This window comes from Oryzibacillus soli, from assembly GCF_051594765.1.
Classification (GTDB): domain Bacteria; phylum Bacillota; class Bacilli; order Paenibacillales; family NBRC-103111; genus Paenibacillus_AR.
In genome coordinates this window covers 50,850-65,914 of record NZ_JBPPGJ010000026.1, presented here as the reverse complement: position 1 = coordinate 65,914, position 15,065 = coordinate 50,850, and the positions used below count along the sequence as shown (strand labels likewise).

Annotated in this window: 16 protein-coding genes; 2 read left to right on the top strand and 14 right to left on the bottom strand. The window is 46.3% G+C overall.

Going from position 1 to position 15,065, the window contains the following annotated elements; all coding sequences use genetic code 11:
- Positions 1-113 precede the first annotated feature (113 nt).
- The 3 genes from ACSEXW_RS25685 to ACSEXW_RS25675 form a co-directional block, all read right to left on the bottom strand.
- Positions 114-362: a hypothetical protein gene (locus ACSEXW_RS25685; RefSeq protein WP_438449046.1), complete on the bottom strand. Its 249-nt coding sequence runs from the start codon at positions 360-362 to the stop codon at positions 114-116.
- A gap of 1,003 nt (positions 363-1,365) precedes the next feature.
- Positions 1,366-1,845, bottom strand: coding sequence for an acetyltransferase (locus ACSEXW_RS25680; RefSeq protein WP_438449045.1), 480 nt, complete (start codon positions 1,843-1,845; stop codon positions 1,366-1,368).
- Positions 1,846-2,681: 836 nt separating this feature from the next.
- Positions 2,682-2,837: a hypothetical protein gene (locus ACSEXW_RS25675; RefSeq protein WP_438449044.1), complete on the bottom strand. Its 156-nt coding sequence runs from the start codon at positions 2,835-2,837 to the stop codon at positions 2,682-2,684.
- Positions 2,838-3,218: 381 nt separating this feature from the next.
- On the opposite strand from ACSEXW_RS25675, the gene ACSEXW_RS25670 reads away from it, so the two are divergent.
- Positions 3,219-3,623, top strand: a complete 405-nt coding sequence (locus ACSEXW_RS25670; protein ID WP_438449043.1) for a CBS domain-containing protein — start codon at positions 3,219-3,221, stop codon at positions 3,621-3,623.
- 463 nt (positions 3,624-4,086) lie between these two features.
- On the opposite strand, the gene ACSEXW_RS25665 is transcribed toward ACSEXW_RS25670, so the two are convergent.
- The 8 genes from ACSEXW_RS25665 to ACSEXW_RS25630 all read right to left on the bottom strand — a co-directional run bounded on the left by ACSEXW_RS25665 (position 4,087) and on the right by ACSEXW_RS25630 (position 11,279).
- Positions 4,087-4,242 (bottom strand): hypothetical protein, encoded by a 156-nt coding sequence (locus ACSEXW_RS25665; protein WP_438449042.1) that lies wholly within the window; start codon positions 4,240-4,242, stop codon positions 4,087-4,089.
- A gap of 618 nt (positions 4,243-4,860) precedes the next feature.
- Positions 4,861-6,009 (bottom strand): N-acetylglucosamine-6-phosphate deacetylase, encoded by a 1,149-nt coding sequence (nagA, locus tag ACSEXW_RS25660; RefSeq protein WP_438449041.1) that lies wholly within the window; start codon positions 6,007-6,009, stop codon positions 4,861-4,863.
- Positions 5,987-6,793: a DeoR/GlpR family DNA-binding transcription regulator gene (locus ACSEXW_RS25655; RefSeq protein WP_438449040.1), complete on the bottom strand. Its 807-nt coding sequence runs from the start codon at positions 6,791-6,793 to the stop codon at positions 5,987-5,989. Before ACSEXW_RS25655 ends, nagA begins: the two co-directional genes overlap by 23 nt.
- Positions 6,794-7,035: 242 nt before the next feature.
- The gene (locus ACSEXW_RS25650; protein WP_438449039.1) at positions 7,036-8,265 is read right to left on the bottom strand and encodes a MerR family transcriptional regulator; all 1,230 of its coding nucleotides are present in this window, start codon (positions 8,263-8,265) and stop codon (positions 7,036-7,038) included.
- Between the two features lie 109 nt (positions 8,266-8,374).
- Complete coding sequence (gene nudK, locus ACSEXW_RS25645) at positions 8,375-9,325, bottom strand: GDP-mannose pyrophosphatase NudK (RefSeq protein WP_438449038.1); 951 nt, start codon at positions 9,323-9,325, stop codon at positions 8,375-8,377.
- Positions 9,326-9,425: 100 nt separating this feature from the next.
- Entirely contained in the window at positions 9,426-9,818 is a 393-nt protein-coding gene (locus ACSEXW_RS25640) for a nuclear transport factor 2 family protein (RefSeq protein WP_438449037.1), read from the bottom strand.
- Positions 9,819-9,913: 95 nt separating this feature from the next.
- Positions 9,914-10,939, bottom strand: coding sequence for a leucine-rich repeat domain-containing protein (locus ACSEXW_RS25635; RefSeq protein WP_438449036.1), 1,026 nt, complete (start codon positions 10,937-10,939; stop codon positions 9,914-9,916).
- A 49-nt stretch (positions 10,940-10,988) separates the two neighbouring features.
- A complete protein-coding gene (locus ACSEXW_RS25630; protein WP_438449051.1) occupies positions 10,989-11,279 on the bottom strand; it encodes a DUF2500 domain-containing protein in 291 nt (96 codons plus the stop codon).
- Positions 11,280-11,548: 269 nt separating this feature from the next.
- On the opposite strand from ACSEXW_RS25630, the gene ACSEXW_RS25625 reads away from it, so the two are divergent.
- Positions 11,549-11,965, top strand: a complete 417-nt coding sequence (locus ACSEXW_RS25625) for a VOC family protein (RefSeq protein ID WP_438449035.1) — start codon at positions 11,549-11,551, stop codon at positions 11,963-11,965.
- A 173-nt stretch (positions 11,966-12,138) separates the two neighbouring features.
- Here the strand turns inward: ACSEXW_RS25625 and ACSEXW_RS25620 are convergent, their stop codons facing one another.
- The 3 genes from ACSEXW_RS25620 to ACSEXW_RS25610 all read right to left on the bottom strand — a co-directional run bounded on the left by ACSEXW_RS25620 (position 12,139) and on the right by ACSEXW_RS25610 (position 15,010).
- On the bottom strand, positions 12,139-13,647 hold the full coding sequence (locus ACSEXW_RS25620; RefSeq protein ID WP_438449034.1) for a UDP-N-acetylmuramoyl-L-alanyl-D-glutamate--2,6-diaminopimelate ligase: 1,509 nt from the start codon (positions 13,645-13,647) through the stop codon (positions 12,139-12,141).
- A gap of 491 nt (positions 13,648-14,138) precedes the next feature.
- The gene (locus tag ACSEXW_RS25615) at positions 14,139-14,585 is read right to left on the bottom strand and encodes a class I SAM-dependent methyltransferase (protein WP_438449033.1); all 447 of its coding nucleotides are present in this window, start codon (positions 14,583-14,585) and stop codon (positions 14,139-14,141) included.
- A 38-nt stretch (positions 14,586-14,623) separates the two neighbouring features.
- Positions 14,624-15,010 carry a DUF5412 family protein gene (locus tag ACSEXW_RS25610; RefSeq protein ID WP_438449050.1) on the bottom strand — a complete coding sequence of 129 codons (387 nt, stop codon included), beginning with the start codon at positions 15,008-15,010 and terminating at the stop codon, positions 14,624-14,626.
- Positions 15,011-15,065: the final 55 nt, after the last annotated feature.

The window sequence follows — 15,065 nt, the reverse complement described above, 5'->3', positions numbered from 1 at the left end:
CAGATTATTCTCCTTTACGAATGCCTTCACCTGTTCTTTACTAAACCGTGCCACCTGTGTCATCCTCTCAAACCGACCTTTCCTTCTAGTTTACTAGATTTGGTTTTGAGAGTTTACACAAAATATTTTACAGACTCATTAGCAATTACCCCCATTAGAGCGATTAGACAACCGAACATAATAATCTGATGAAGGCGACGTTTATCGGCGTACCGCCACCATATAAAATAAGGGATCACCGTAAGTGCTAATAAGAACCACCAATTCCAACTCCATAACTCATCATTTAACCAGTGCTCGTGTTGTACATCTCTCAGTGCACGTTTTGCTTTCTCTACATCTTCAAAAGTTGGAACTGACAATTCCTTCGACCCCCTTCAATGGAAAGTAATGTACGTTATCATCTCCCCGATGCTACTTTATTATTCGTGCTACGTCATGGGCTAACTTGATGAATACTACCCTTGCAGTGGGTCTTTAATAATACCAAATACGAACATAAGGAATACTTATAAAAAATGCCCCTACTCGCTTAATTCGCGAAAGGGGCATAGTGATATATATTTCGAGTACACTCCAAACGTTTATAATTATATAAGGGTGAAGTTACTTCACCCCTATAGTACCCGACGTTCCTCCGGAATGAAGAGACAATCCTATAGAAAACCAGGTGGATCGGTTGCATCCATAGGCACAACAGCACCGGACTTGGTCCGATTTCGCCCTGCGGTCCGGTCGGACCTTGGAGACCGTCTTCGCCGGTGGGCCCCGACGGCCCCATGGCACCTTGCGGACCAGTTGGTCCCTGGGCTCCCACAGGCCCCGACGGCTTCTATCCCCTGTCGCACCTGTTGGTCCCAACGGTCCCGTCGCACTTGCCGGTCCAATCGGTCCCGTCTCACCTACTTGACCTACTGGCCCCATTGCACCTGCCGGTCCTGTCCTCCCTGTTGGTCCAGCATCGATGCCCCTTCTTTTTACCGTCCGAATGTCTAGTGGATTTTTTAACTATTGGCATTAACCGACCATTACAATACCGAATTCGTTTTTTTTCGTGGGTATAACTGACTTTTTCCTTTGCTTTATACTTCTCCTCCTCCGCCGTTCAACCGGAGTACGACGCTTATCCGGCGGCATGTCTGAACCAGCTCCCGTCGAAGGTGATATACTTCACCATATGCGCCAGTTCGTGCCATTATAAAACATGGCCTTCGAACCCAGGTATACTAATGTTTTCGAAATAACCTCCATGTCCTCCGCACCGTTTATTTTCACAGACCCAACCCATTTAGATATATAAGAAAAAGAAAAAGAAGGACCAATTGGCCCTTCTCGCCCTTTTAACTATAACATCTGCCTGTCCACTCATATTCCATCATCCAGGAGCCCCAACTTTTGATTACTCGTCACTTCTAAGTGAAGTAGGGGGAAGGGCTGGCCCGAAGAATCCAATTCTGACCGTCCCATCTGAACGAAACCTAACCTCTTGTAGAAAGCAAACGCTGCTTCATTTTGCTCATTTACATCAACTTGAAGATTTCGTCCTTTTCGTTTTATTGCATGTTGGATTAACCGTCTGCCAATACCTCTCCCATGTTCTTCTGGTTTAACAAATAACATTTCAATTTTGGTTCCATTAAGCCCCATAAATCCAACAGGCTGTCCCTCTGTGCCTAGTTCAATCCAGATCTCTACCTCTCTCATTACACCACTTTGCATGATTTGATGGTAAAATTGGATGTCCTGTTCCGACAGAAAGGTATGAGTGTGAACTACAGCTTGATACCAAAGATCCACCAATTCATCATGATAATGATCGTTATATGGTATGATATTGCTTAGCATTCCTTATCCTCCCAATTTTCCCCTTGATTTTCTCTTCATATCTATGAAAAATAGAGCAGTTTTTTTACCCATCGCTAATGTTCCAATCTCGTCGGCAAGATTGCATGTCCGATCACCGACATAAGTTACTGCTACGATAATTTGCAAGGGTGTTAGTTCAGTTTCGACAAGTAACCTGATTTCTTCCTATAGCATTCCTAATCAACCATGGCTTTTCTTCTTCAATAAAACATCAATTAAACCGAATATATATATTACCACAATATGGAGGCGAAATATAAGGTAATATCCGATTATAACGGTAGTCTCCTGTCCGTTATTTCTGTTGAGTTAGCTTGGTTCAAGTCCCCCCCCATTGTGTCCCACTACCCCAGCAAGGGACATTCTGAACTTTGGGATTCAACCGGGAATGGGATAAGGTTGATGTCATCCGACATCCTCCCTTATCTATTCTAACTAACTATTAAATAGTTGCACCATTCCAACTATCAAACATAATCAAAATTAACTCCAAGCTCGAAAACCAGGATACACCGATCACCCGCTTCCCGAGACCGGCTGTACGGACCACTTGAACCGCCAGCCGCGCCAGGCTTTTAGTGTAATATTCCGACCACAATCTGCAATTCCTTACTCTTTCGCGTCTCGGTTGACAGAAGGGCTCTATCCAAGGCTACGATAATATTCTGAACAGTCGGAACCACCCATTCGTTTGGAATCGGACTCCTCCGCCGTTAGTGAGGCATGGCAATTTTTGTTTTCATCATAATGGCTCTCGTGGAATCGGATCAGGTCCTCCCTTGGAACGCTAGGAGAGCCATCATAATAGACGGCGGTTACGCTTTCTCTAATGCACTCTCTACCATCTGGTTGCCTAACGTATCGATGGACAAACGAATCGGATGATGGAGCCCATGCCGGCTCTTCAGCCGGTACAACGCCCGGAATAATCCTGTATCCGTCAGGGGCACATAATGAATCGTCAAGTTCAAACGTTTCTCTTCCCTGACTCTAAGGTATGGCATTGGTCCGGAGAGGAGCAGCACCTCGGCTTCCTCCGCTGCCGTTCTGTTCGGTAAACCATTGGTATCGGCTCAAATGTGGGAAAACGCTGAATCACCTTTAATATTTTCAGAACGAGAGCATCCGGACCGATATTTCCGATTGGAATCCCGCTTGCGAGGTCCTTCGTTTTATGAGGCATATGGTCATCCCTCTCGAAAGTCGTCAACGATCATCGTCCAAAGTATAACATAAACGAGTGACTTCTATGACGCGCCTTGGAAAATCTCAAGGGTGGACTTCCAGCTGTGGACTCTCCAATGCTTCCTGCAGTAAAATGTGTGTTAATACGAATAAAGGAGAGTGATCCAGTGGACATCAAATCGTTTCTTTATCCCAAGAACGAGGTCTCTTATCTCACGACATCCTCCAATATGAAAGAAGCCCTAGACAAATTGGAAGCGTGCCATTATTCGGCCATTCCGATCTTGGACGACCATGGAGTATATTTCGGAACACTTTCCGAAGGAGATTTGTTGTGGAAGATGAAGGCCACGCCTGGCCTCCATTTTGATACGATGCATGAGATTCCGATTGTCTCCATCAATAAACGGATGAAAATTGAATGTGTCGCGATCGGTGCCGATTTGGATGAAATGCTGGCACTGGCGGCCGATCAGAACTTCGTTCCGGTTGTGGATGACAATCGTGTCTTCCTGGGCATTATTCGTCGCAAAGATATTATCGAATATTATACACGGAATATTACGGATTAATTGGAAGAGCCGGTCATACGAGCATGACCGGCTTTCTTTTAATGGGAACTAATATTGCTCTAAATATAAATACCATTTTCCCTCATTTCGTCCATTCCTTGACTAAACCGTTATCTCCGTTTGGGTCAGGACTGATCATTAGCTTCGGGAGCTTCGTCTCACTCCATTTCTTGTTCACTTCGTTCAGGACTTGGCTATGGAGAACGGGACGAAGCTCTTCGTAGCTTGGCGTCACACGCTCAGTCACCCGAATGACATAATAGCCGGAACTGCCCTTTACGACTTCCCATTCCCCGTTGTCCGCCTGATTCATGACAATTTTCCGGATTTCTTCCGTAGTTTTTCCCAGTTCAGACGAATACTGTCCGTTGACGAATCCGCCGCCGCCCTCAACCTTTCTATGGTCCCCGGCTATCCGATCAAAATCTCCAATGTTCTTCAGCCTTGGTATCTCGCAAGCTGACTAGATGATCCCCCAAGATGCCTTCACATATTTCGATAGCACATCCGGTTGGTCGTATTTCGACCGAATGTCCACCTCGCGGATCAGAGATCCGAGGAATGACGTAACCAACTCGTTCTTGGCGATCTGCTCCAGGAGGAAATCTTCCGAGACCATCGGCTTGAATTCTGCTAGCCACTTGTCCCGTACATCCTTGCCGTATGCTGCGGTAAAACGGTCCTGAATCTTCTTTAACTTGTCCGGCGCAACCTGAGCTGCCTTGTCCTTCTCCGCCTGAGTTGCGCGAGATAATATTCCAACCCTTATGTTCTCACCGCCAGGCGCCACTACCCGATTAAGGAAGCGGTCACTACCGTAACATGAGGTTTTAATCCAAACTTTCGGCCAAATTGTTCAAATCTTGTAGTTGATCAGTTCAGAACACGGTTGTAGTATCCAACATGAACCTTAGTGGAAGAAAATCCTTTGAAATTCCCGTTCCCCACTATTTCAAATGCATGCATCCCAGCGGTATACCGCCCGTCAATAACAATAAACCCCAGCTCCTTACCTTGATTAACGACAAAGGTCAGATTAGCACCAATTTGTGCATCCATCTTGGATTCAAGCACACCTGAGACCCTGGTTAGCCTTCTCTTGGTTGTTGATCGTATAGGTTACAGGAAATAACTCAGCTACAACCTGGTCTATTATGAAACTTTGCGGGATCATTGCCCGGATGCTCGTTGCATAAAAACCGACCTCCACCCCAATTGTCGGGTTTCAGGAGACGACTTACCCGATCCGATTTCCCTTCACCATGGTCCACTTGACGCTATAGTCCTTATCCAACAGAACTAGATCCGCATCTAGACCGGGAATAATAGAGCCGGTATTATTCATCCCTAGAATGGAGGCGGGAGTTGAAGAGGCCATCCGAACGGCATCTGGAAGAGAGATCCCCAGCTCCACTGCATACCGGAGAGCCTGGTTCATTGTGACCGTACTGGATGCCAGTGTACCATCCTGTAGGCGCGCTGTTCCGTCTGCAACGGTCACATGATGACCGCCGAAGAGATAACGGCCGTCACCCAATCCCATGGCCTGTAGAGCATCCGTAATCAGGACCATGTTGTCCGCTCCCTTCAATCGGTACATCAGCCGGACAATAGCGGGATGCAGATGGACATAGTCAACGATAGCTTGAAGACTAACGTGCTCCTCCTCGAAAGCCGCTACGATCAGTCCCGGGTTCCGATGGTGAATGGGACACATCCCATTGAAGCAGTGGGTGATGTGGCTGGCCCCAGCCTTAAAAGCGTCCTTGGCCTCTTCGTAAGTGGCGTCTGAGTGTGCGATGGAGACGATAATTCCCTTCTGCTTGAGGTAGGTAACGAGCTCCAGGCCGCCAGGCAACTCGGGAGCAATGGTGACCATCCTAATCAGTCCGTCCGCTTCCAGGAGGATCCTCTCCATCTCCAAGAGATCCGGGTGACGCAGGAACTTCTCGTTCTGCATACCTTTGCGCTTGGGATTCAAGTACGGCCCTTCCAGATGAAGCCCCGCCAACTTTGCCCCGTCCTCCGAACCGACAACCTTGCGGACACTGCGCACCATACTCAGTAAATCTTCAAGAGATGAGCTGACCGACGTTGCCAGGAAGGAGGTGCACCCCGTTGCTGCGCAAGCTCGCGACACCTGCTGGATACTCTCCTCCGTACCATCCATCATATCGAAGCCGTTGGCTCCGTGTATATGAACGTCGATCATCCCCGGTACCAGAAGCCCGCCTTCCCCGTCAATCACCTCCAAGCATCCGTGTAAATCCACTGTCCGACCTTCGTCGATCCGTTCGATGGCTCCCTCTCGAATCCAAACGCTGGCCGAAGGCAAAATTCCTTTGGGCAGAACCGCTTGAACATTATGCACCACTTGTTGTCTCATGGGAGCATTCCTCCTTTTTATAAGACTTGGCATCACATACAATGACGGTAATTTGATGTTGTTCCAGTACTTCACGGATATTCGAAGGCACCTCACGGTCCGATATTAAAACGTCGATACAGTCAAACTCCAGATGGAACATGGCTCTCCTTGCGAACTTGCTGGAATCGGCCACTACTATGACTTGGTCCGATCTGCGGGCCATCTCCCTCTTGACAACGACATCCTCTTCATAGGGGTAGAATATTCCGTCGGATGTTATGGCAGCGGCTCCTATCAAGGCTTTATCCGCATGCAGGCTCCTAAGCTTCTCCAGGACAGAAGCCCCGGTGAACAATCGGCTTTTGGAATCCAGATAGCCTCCCAGGACATAGACTCGGGTATCCACACGTTCGGCCAGGAGTCCCATATTGTCTATGGAATGGGTGATTACCGTCACATGCTTGGCTTCCATTTGCTCAGCTGCGCATTGAACAGTGGTCGAAGCATCGAGAATGATGGTCTCATAATCCTTAATCATCCTTGCCGCTTGAGCGCCAATCACTTTCTTGTGGTCCGCGCCATCTACAAGACGTTCATGGTAAGAGGCAATCTCCTTCTGCAGCCGGGGAAGTGCGATGCCTCCGTGCGTGCGCTGAACCACTCCTTCTCCAACCAGCTTCACAATATCCCGTCGTGCCGTATCTCTGGATATTCCAAACTGGGTGCATATCTCTTGAACACTCATGGATTGCTGCCGCTTCAGGCTTTCGAGGATCCGAAGCAGCCGGTCTTCTTGAAACATCAGTTATCACCTCTGGAACTATTATACAATCCAACTTAAGTAATTAAAAGGCATAAATTGCGTATTTATAAGTATTTTACTAAAGTTCTATACCCTCCATATTCTTGAATATAAACAGGAGAAACGAGTGCTATGTGTTATATCCTTAAATAGTTGAACAAAAGAGCAGATGCCGCCGCAATCTGCTCGTTGTGATTTTAATGACAATCCCATCGATTGAAAATTCATGAATATAATCAAATTCACACCTTCCTCCTTGAATAACATTTCTTCCTAGATCGGAAAAAACCGGATTCCATCGTAATATAGATACTTCCGTTTTCTTCCAGGATCCTCTCATCCAAGTAGGCTCTGAAGGCTTTTAAGTTATCGCCCTTCAGATAGTCTCTTGCGTTCATAGGGGTTGAAGTCATGTAATGAATGAGAGGCTCCGCTTCATCTACCTCCATGTGATCTTCATACCGCAGTAAATCAATGAGCGAGAAGTGGGACGACAGGATCTCCATTCCGTTATCCAAATGGAACCTCTCCATAACATCATCCAGCACTCGAAGGTCCGAGTCGAATTTCCTCGCGAGCTGCTCCATTTCATGAAGGTGGGCTTTGCTCATGGTAGAGGTGTAGAGCATACCGTCGTTCTTAAGGACCCGATGACATTCGGTCAGCGCTTGCCCGATATCCAACACATGATAAAGCATGTGATTCGCAATAACCACATCGAACTCTTCATCGTGGAACGGAATGGATTGCGCGTCGGCGACAAGAAACGCAAAACTGCCGCTGATATCTCTTACATTGGCGCGAGCGGCCTCCAACATGCCCGAGGATATATCGGTAAGCATGATGCTCCAGGATGGCGGTATCCTGTCCCTATTTCGGCTCCACAAGGTGGCATCTCCGCAGCCAAGTTCCAATATTTTTAGATCCGGTGCAGAACTTAGCTGATCGAAGAACCATCGGTGCCATCCGGTTTTATTGGCGCTGAAAGTATCGTACAGCTGGATTCTGGCCTGTAACCGGAGCGCGTTGCGGTATTGCTCTCCCCAATCTTTCTCGGTATGAATCGTCTGAATGATATCGAACAAGCTATCCCATTCCGTTTCTGCTTGGTGTTTCCCCAGCACATCTAGTGCTTCATCGATTGCTTTGGATACATATTGCATATGGGCAACTTTTTTCCGTATCACTTCCTTTTGCAGCGTGAGTGAGCTTCTTAGATCCTGCTCGACAAACGAGCCTTCATGAATGATATGCTTTATTTCGGCAAGACTCAGACCGATATACTTGAGCACATGTATTTTTTGCAGCCGAACTAGGTCATCTTTATCGTAAAGTCGGACAGAAGCATGGTTAACATACGATGGTTTCAGCAACCCGATCTGGTCATAATACCGCAAGGTTCGGAGGGTCAATCCCGTCCGTTTCGCGATCTGTCCAGTCGTCCAATATTCTTTATCTTCACGCGCTGGCATCCACAAGATCCCCCATTGCAACGTTTGTTATCTTGCTTATTCAAATGGCATCAAAAAAGGAGTACCTCCCCCTGGGATGACTCCTCTTTTAACCATACTATAACCACATCTATACGATTCGAGGAATGTCTCTTATATCACTATAGATGACCTTTCCCATTTCCTGTGCCACGCTCACCATTTCATCGGCGCCTTGGGAGGGCCCTCCGATTCGAAGAACCGCATCGCAATGATTCAGTAGTCGAACGGAGGATGGATGGAAGATACGATTAAATATATCATCTCCGATCTGCCGTGAACCTGCTTTCTCGATTAGTGGAAGTGCATACCACTCTCCAAGTACAGGCAAATGACCCGCCTCATATACCTGAAGCGCGATATCGTTCATAAATTCGATGTTCAGATGAATCAAATCCGGATCGTCTCCCGTTCCCGAACGGTATGGTCCTGCGATGAGGATATGCTGCTGTCTAAAAACGGAATCAAGCAGCCGATTGATTTGAGCATATTGAAGCAGCATAATCGTTTTTCCGTCTTTGATCTCTCCTGTTTTTATCATATCGAGCGCCTGCTGAAAGGGATATTCCAGCACTTCAATGTTCTCTTGCTCCTCCTTGACTCCTCCGCCCTCTCTAATTTTCATAATTGGCGAGTATTCCGCGATGAAAAAATGCAAAATTTCCGTCACAGACCCTGGCGACATATAGGCTTCGCCGATTTTTTGTATGTTGGCTACCCTGTAACCGGTCTCCTCTTCGGTCTCCCGGCGAATGCTGTCTTCCGCGCTTTCCTTGTTCAACAAACCTGCGCAAGCTTCGATTAATAACCCTGTCTCGTTTCCGTTCACGTATGTCGGGATCCGGAACTGCCGCGTCAAAATAACCGTCTGCTTCTCCCGGTTATAGAGCAAGATTGTTGCACCGTTCCCACGGTCGTATGATTCTCTGGATTGACTATTCCAGGAACCATCCCTTGCTTCGCTCAAGTAAGTAATTTTCTTAAGCACATACCAGTTATCGGACAAAATTTCTTCGTTTACGATTCGGATCTTTGGATTCATCGTATTCCTCCCTCTCGATGAATCTCATTATATCGGGTAACGTTACGTCATCTTCAAGCCTTTTTTCAATTTATGGTTATCTATAAACTTCACACACAGACTAAAAACGTTCGAAGCAATCGTAATTGCGCTGGCGGTAAATTAATCCATCCTTAAATTCGAACACACAACAAAAATACGCTTTTAATTCTTGGCCTTCTTTAAAAACTCCAAGATTGTTGCCTATTACAGCTGTCCAAATTACCTCAGTTATTACAGCATCCTCTGTTTCATACGCACGCTGGATATCATATTGCTGGGATGCCAATAGTTTTGCTCCGTTAGGCATACGTTTCAACAGCATCTCCCGATTGCTAACCATAAGCTGTGAAGTCAACCAATTGGGATACTCCGTTTGTTCGATGTCAGGGTGAAAAATGTCCGTATAATCGGATTCCTCCGTCACAAATTGCTCAGTTAGAGTAAAATACTTTTTTACTATCTCCAGCTTCATCCTATTTCCAGCCTTTCCCGTTAGTGTAGTCTAAAACAGATATTCTTTCTGGTTGCCGCGGCAAGCAACTCCCTGGATAATTTCCAAACGTTTAACTACTTCAATGATACATTGATGTAACTCAGTTGTTTCATACCCTGGATAAAATCTGGCTTCTGATGGATCATACTCATTCCCAAGTCCAAGACTCGCAAGTTTTTCAGTTTCCCTAGTTCAGGTGGCAGCTCTTGAATCGAGGTGTATTGAATCGTAAGGCGCTCCAGTTGCTCCAATTCTCCAATCTCCTGGGGAATACGGTTTAGGCTAATCGCTTCCCTCGGCTTAGGGCTCCATCCGGGAGCCGGCCGATCCGAACTCGCACAATGGATGCTAAGCACTTTTAGATTCTTCAGGCAGGCTATAGATCCTGGAATACTCTCTAAATCAGCCGTCATGATGGTTAAGCGCTCCAGCTTGCTTAACGCGAACAATCCTTCCGGTAAACGATAAAGATCCTGTTCAAATATCTCTAGCTCACGTAGCTCTGTAAGCTCCCGAATTCGCTCAGGCAGCTCTGACAGCCCGTGACCACTTATATACAGCCGATCGGTTTTATGCTTAATAGCATCATCCAGCAGACGATCCAAGTCTCGATGAGCCTTTAATTCCAAAAATAACCCTGTGATCCGATCCATCAGTTCGATTGCTTCTTCCTCAGTTACTTCCAAACCATACATGTGTTCATGCACAATGGAAAAAAGATAGTCTCCACCACCTTCTTTCAAGAAACACAAATCTTCCGGCAGGCTTGGATAGATCCAATCTGACAGGCGTGTTGCCATTTTCTTCAGAAGATTCCCGCTTTCTTCGCAGCATCTATAAAAATAATACGTTCCCGCGCTATAAAAGGCCGCACTTTTGTATGTATTTTTAAGTTGTATAACCTCTTCCAAATTATCTTGGGTTACGATTGTCTTAACCAGGTATGGCTCCAGCGCTTCCAATACGCTTGAGTAACGGCTGCGATCCACATACAACGAATTCCCTATCTTCTCCCCGAGCACAAACCACTTCGAGTTTTGTATCGCCAGCTCTATTACTTGCTCGTAAGCATCACCTTTAGGGTCTGTATACATCCTCATCCGATAAGTCTCCCTATTATTCGATAATAGTCCATACCACTAAAATGCTTCATCGCTGAAAAGAGTTAAACCGCGATCCCTGATTCGTTAATCTTCCCCTGTCACCTTCTGCGATAAGCCCGTATTCCGAGCCGCTCAACTGCAGCTCTAGCCGCGACCGGTCGTCGAACTCGAATGTCACGAAGTAAGAAGTACTCGCGCTTGAATCTCCGGATCCGCCCCATACTTTCGTTCGTTTCGAGACGACTGTCGCATCCCTTCTTAGTACAGGCGATGCATTATTTCGTGCCCAGGTATTGATTCCTCTTATTGCGACAAAGACGATCATTCCAATTATCATCAACGGAATCAAGACAAACATCGCTTTAAAAATTAACGGCGGTCCATCAAAGCCCATCGACATATCAGCCACGCCCTTCCTGTAAATTTTTTCTAACAATGTATTTTACGACAATCCATGCCCCAAAGTTTCGTTACTTATGGGCTGAGTTGAGATCGAATATGCGATCTGTTAACCTAATTGAGACCGATGAATTACCGGATCGGTTGTCGTCTATATAAACGAAGGCTTAAATGAACACTAACTTATTTGACGAAGAGGTGTTTTAAATGGCGTTAACGTCCGCATTCACGAGCTTCAACCTGCCTGTAAAAAATGTAGAACAATCGAAAGCGTTCTTCACCGGACTCGGATTCAAGCTCAATACGCAATTCCCCGACAACGAGACTTCGGTAGCCATCGTGATCGGCGACAACCTGCAGGTCATGCTGATCAATCAAGCATTCTTTAATACGCTCACGGAGAAGGAATCCGTCGATACGAGCAAGTATGCACAGATGACGATCGCATTGGCCTTCGAGAGTCGGGAAAAGGTCGATGAAATCGTGAATACCGCGGTCTCCTTGGGCGGGAAATTGCACGCTGAACCTGAAGATCATGGGTTCATGTATCATTGGGGCTTCGTGGACTTGGACGGCCATCTGTGGGCCATTAACTGCATGAACACGGATGCGGCACAAGGTTGAGGCTAACGGAGTGCACGCTCGTACTAGGGTTCCTCGATCATTTCAACCCCCAGTCGAACTGGGGGTTTTCTTATACGAAAAAATGCCGCGATATACGCGGCATTTAACGAGATAATGTTCTTGTCATCCGACACTTTATCCCATTCCCCCCCCAGTGAGCAATTTCGCTCCTATTAACCGGACATTCCGACCTTCCTCTCCCGAATAGCGTCCCTCGCGACCTCACGGTCGTCAAAATGGATCTTTTCATCCTTCATTATTTGGTATGTTTCGTGCCCTTTACCTGCAATTATGACGACGTCCCCCGAATTTGCCATCGAGACTGCACGCTCGATAGCTGCGGCGCGATCCACCAATAATTCGTACCTATCAGTAGAATACTGCTTATTCAGCAGACCTTCCTCAATCTCGGATAAAATCGATTCGGGATCCTCGGAACGCGGATTGTCGGATGTGACGACAACATAGTCACTGTATTCAGCCGCAATACCACCCATGATAGGGCGTTTCGTCCGATCACGGTCGCCGCCGCATCCGAACACTGTGATGACCCTTTTCTCGGCGAATGCCCGAACAGCCCGAAGAACATTGTCCAATCCGTCTGGAGTATGGGCGAAATCTATTAACACAAGAAACGGCTGCCCCTCGTCAACGATCTCTAGTCGTCCAGAAACACCGGGCAGTGATGCAAGTCCGTCACGAATTACTTCCAATGTTAATCCCTCGGCAAGCGCAGCCGTAATTGCTGCCAATGCGTTGTAGACATTATAGGTGCCTACCATTCCGATCTTCATTTCAGCTGTTCCCTTGTAAGTAACAACCTGGAACGACGTTCCCTGAGCGCTTAATCGAATATCCGTTGCTCGTACGTCTGCTTCCTCACGGATGCCATATGTCAGTACATGAGCCGCTGTCATTTTCTGAAAAATGGACGAAACTGGGTCATCTGCGTTTAGAACGGCGAACTTGCACGCATTAGGATCCTCAGTGAACCCGTTACCGAGGCGGGAAAAGAAAAGTCCTTTTGCAGCGATATATTTCTCCATCGTGCCGTGGTAGTCTAGATGGTCCTGTGTGACGTTCGTAAACACTGCCGTACGAAAATCGCAGCCAAGTACCCGGCCAGCATCAAGCCCCTGTGAAGTCACTTCCATCAGGGCGTATGAACAGTCCGCATCGACCATTCGCCGAAGATTAGCCTGAAGTACCTGTGGTTCCTGTGTATTGATATCTGTATCAAACTGTTTATCACCAATCTTTGTTCCTAAGTTCCCCATCAGCCCAGTCTTGTTTCCGGCATAACGAAGAATCGCCTCAATCATGTGAGCCGTCGTCGTTTTGCCGTTGGTACCTGTGACACCGATCAGCTTTAACTCTCGGCTTGGATATCCGTGGAAATGTGTGGATAGCATTGCAAGGGCGTGTTGCGAATCCTTCACTATCAACACGGGCACGTCGACCTCAATACCTCGCTCCGCAACGACGGCTACCGCACCCGCACCAACTGCATCACCGGCATAAGGATGCCGATCTTCCTGATAACCTGGAATGCCTGAGATGCACACAAACAGGTCACCTGGCTTAACGCGTCGCGAATGATTGGCAATCCCTGTAATATTAACTTCTCCATCTCCCTGGACAATCGCATTCGGAATAAGTGCGGCCAATTCACTTAATTTCATTTGTTAACCTCCTCGTACTTGCACAACCTACTATTATATAAATCTCCAGTTCAAGGTTTCTTTCCCTTCACTACCAAAAGGAGATGCACTTTGTAGTCCCAGAGGTTCTCATGATTTAGTATCATTTCTTTTCGTTGATCAAATCTGCGGTTAATTAATGCCCTTAATTCACCCGCATAAGTGTAATCATAATCTAATTGGTTAAGCCCCACTTGCAGGGATTCTAAAGTCTGGTGCCGATCCTTATCAATTATCGTTAATTTCTGTTCCGTGGTGAAACTCGGATTATCGATTGCCACGGGCAATGCTATAGAGTCCACTTCCACCTCCACAAAACCTAATTGCTCAAATAGTAGTGGAATATCCCTGGGAGAAAGGGCATATGATCCAACACCTCTTTCACAATCCTTTGCATTACAGCTTTTATGAATGGGGTTCCATAATTCCTTTTCTCGATCTGTAACTAATCCTTCTGCAAATGCATCGATGGATTAATCGGGACGTGCACTCATGACAGAAACGATCCCGCCTGGTTTACAGATTCGCTTTTGTTCCAATAAGAACGGTCTGTTGGGTACGTGCTCGATCACCGTATGGGATGTACAAGCGTCTACGCTGTCAGCAACAATTGGAAGCTGTAAGGCATCACCACAAATGTAATCGATATTCCTGTGACCCTGTCTTAATGCTTCTTTTCTCGCATAATCAATAAATGAAGCATCAATGTCTACCCCGATCATTTTGGAGCTATTCAACCACCCTGCTAATTTTCTGGTCAATGTCCCCGGTCCACAACCAACATCCACGATAGTCATTCCATCAACCAAACCCATACAACGTAGAAACAAATCCTTATGTTCATCTCTAAATCTCAATTTTCTGGTAAAATCTAATGTTTGGGGTCCTTGTACAAAACTAGACCATTGGGTTATAGACATGTTCGACCTCACTTCAATATTATTTTTCAAATCCGATTTTATCTTTGATTATATTCCGGTCTCATTCGAAGTTGGTAACTAGATCCCCATATATTCAATGGAATGTTATTAATAACGACGGTGTAGTTATTTACCCATTCACCTTCTGAGGCGGATGTACTATCTTGGTAATAGATGGTCTTCTTTGTTCCATCCTCGAACTCTACTTCGCCTCTTATTGAATACGGTGAAGTTAACATTCCTGTATTCCTAATTTCATATAACCTCAGTATCCTATCGTTGCGAGGGGATGGAACAGTTAATACTAATGTACCTTTGGATAATGAAGCTAGATTATTCGCTTTATACTGATATACCATATAGACCATACTAGTGATAAAGTACAGTACAAGTAAAGTTACTGTTGCTCTTTTTAGTACCTTCATCATAAAAATCCCCGGTCCGTAAGATTATGTACTTCTCCATATAATATACAGCAGT

What these genes read in the sequence shown, in the direction of transcription:
- ACSEXW_RS25640 (WP_438449037.1), bottom strand. Translation starts at nt 9,818, where the DNA reads ATGAAGCTGGAGATAGTAAAAAAGTATTTTACTCTAACTGAGCAATTT.
- ACSEXW_RS25680 (WP_438449045.1), bottom strand. Translation starts at nt 1,845, where the DNA reads ATGCTAAGCAATATCATACCATATAACGATCATTATCATGATGAATTG.
- ACSEXW_RS25625 (WP_438449035.1), top strand. Translation starts at nt 11,549, where the DNA reads ATGGCGTTAACGTCCGCATTCACGAGCTTCAACCTGCCTGTAAAAAAT.
- ACSEXW_RS25615 (WP_438449033.1), bottom strand. Translation starts at nt 14,585, where the DNA reads ATGTCTATAACCCAATGGTCTAGTTTTGTACAAGGACCCCAAACATTA.
- ACSEXW_RS25635 (WP_438449036.1), bottom strand. Translation starts at nt 10,939, where the DNA reads ATGAGGATGTATACAGACCCTAAAGGTGATGCTTACGAGCAAGTAATA.
- nagA (WP_438449041.1), bottom strand. Translation starts at nt 6,009, where the DNA reads ATGAGACAACAAGTGGTGCATAATGTTCAAGCGGTTCTGCCCAAAGGA.
- ACSEXW_RS25630 (WP_438449051.1), bottom strand. Translation starts at nt 11,279, where the DNA reads ATGATAATTGGAATGATCGTCTTTGTCGCAATAAGAGGAATCAATACC.
- nudK (WP_438449038.1), bottom strand. Translation starts at nt 9,325, where the DNA reads ATGAATCCAAAGATCCGAATCGTAAACGAAGAAATTTTGTCCGATAAC.
- ACSEXW_RS25650 (WP_438449039.1), bottom strand. Translation starts at nt 8,265, where the DNA reads ATGCCAGCGCGTGAAGATAAAGAATATTGGACGACTGGACAGATCGCG.
- ACSEXW_RS25655 (WP_438449040.1), bottom strand. Translation starts at nt 6,793, where the DNA reads ATGTTTCAAGAAGACCGGCTGCTTCGGATCCTCGAAAGCCTGAAGCGG.
- ACSEXW_RS25620 (WP_438449034.1), bottom strand. Translation starts at nt 13,647, where the DNA reads ATGAAATTAAGTGAATTGGCCGCACTTATTCCGAATGCGATTGTCCAG.
- ACSEXW_RS25610 (WP_438449050.1), bottom strand. Translation starts at nt 15,010, where the DNA reads ATGAAGGTACTAAAAAGAGCAACAGTAACTTTACTTGTACTGTACTTT.
- ACSEXW_RS25665 (WP_438449042.1), bottom strand. Translation starts at nt 4,242, where the DNA reads ATGGTCTCGGAAGATTTCCTCCTGGAGCAGATCGCCAAGAACGAGTTG.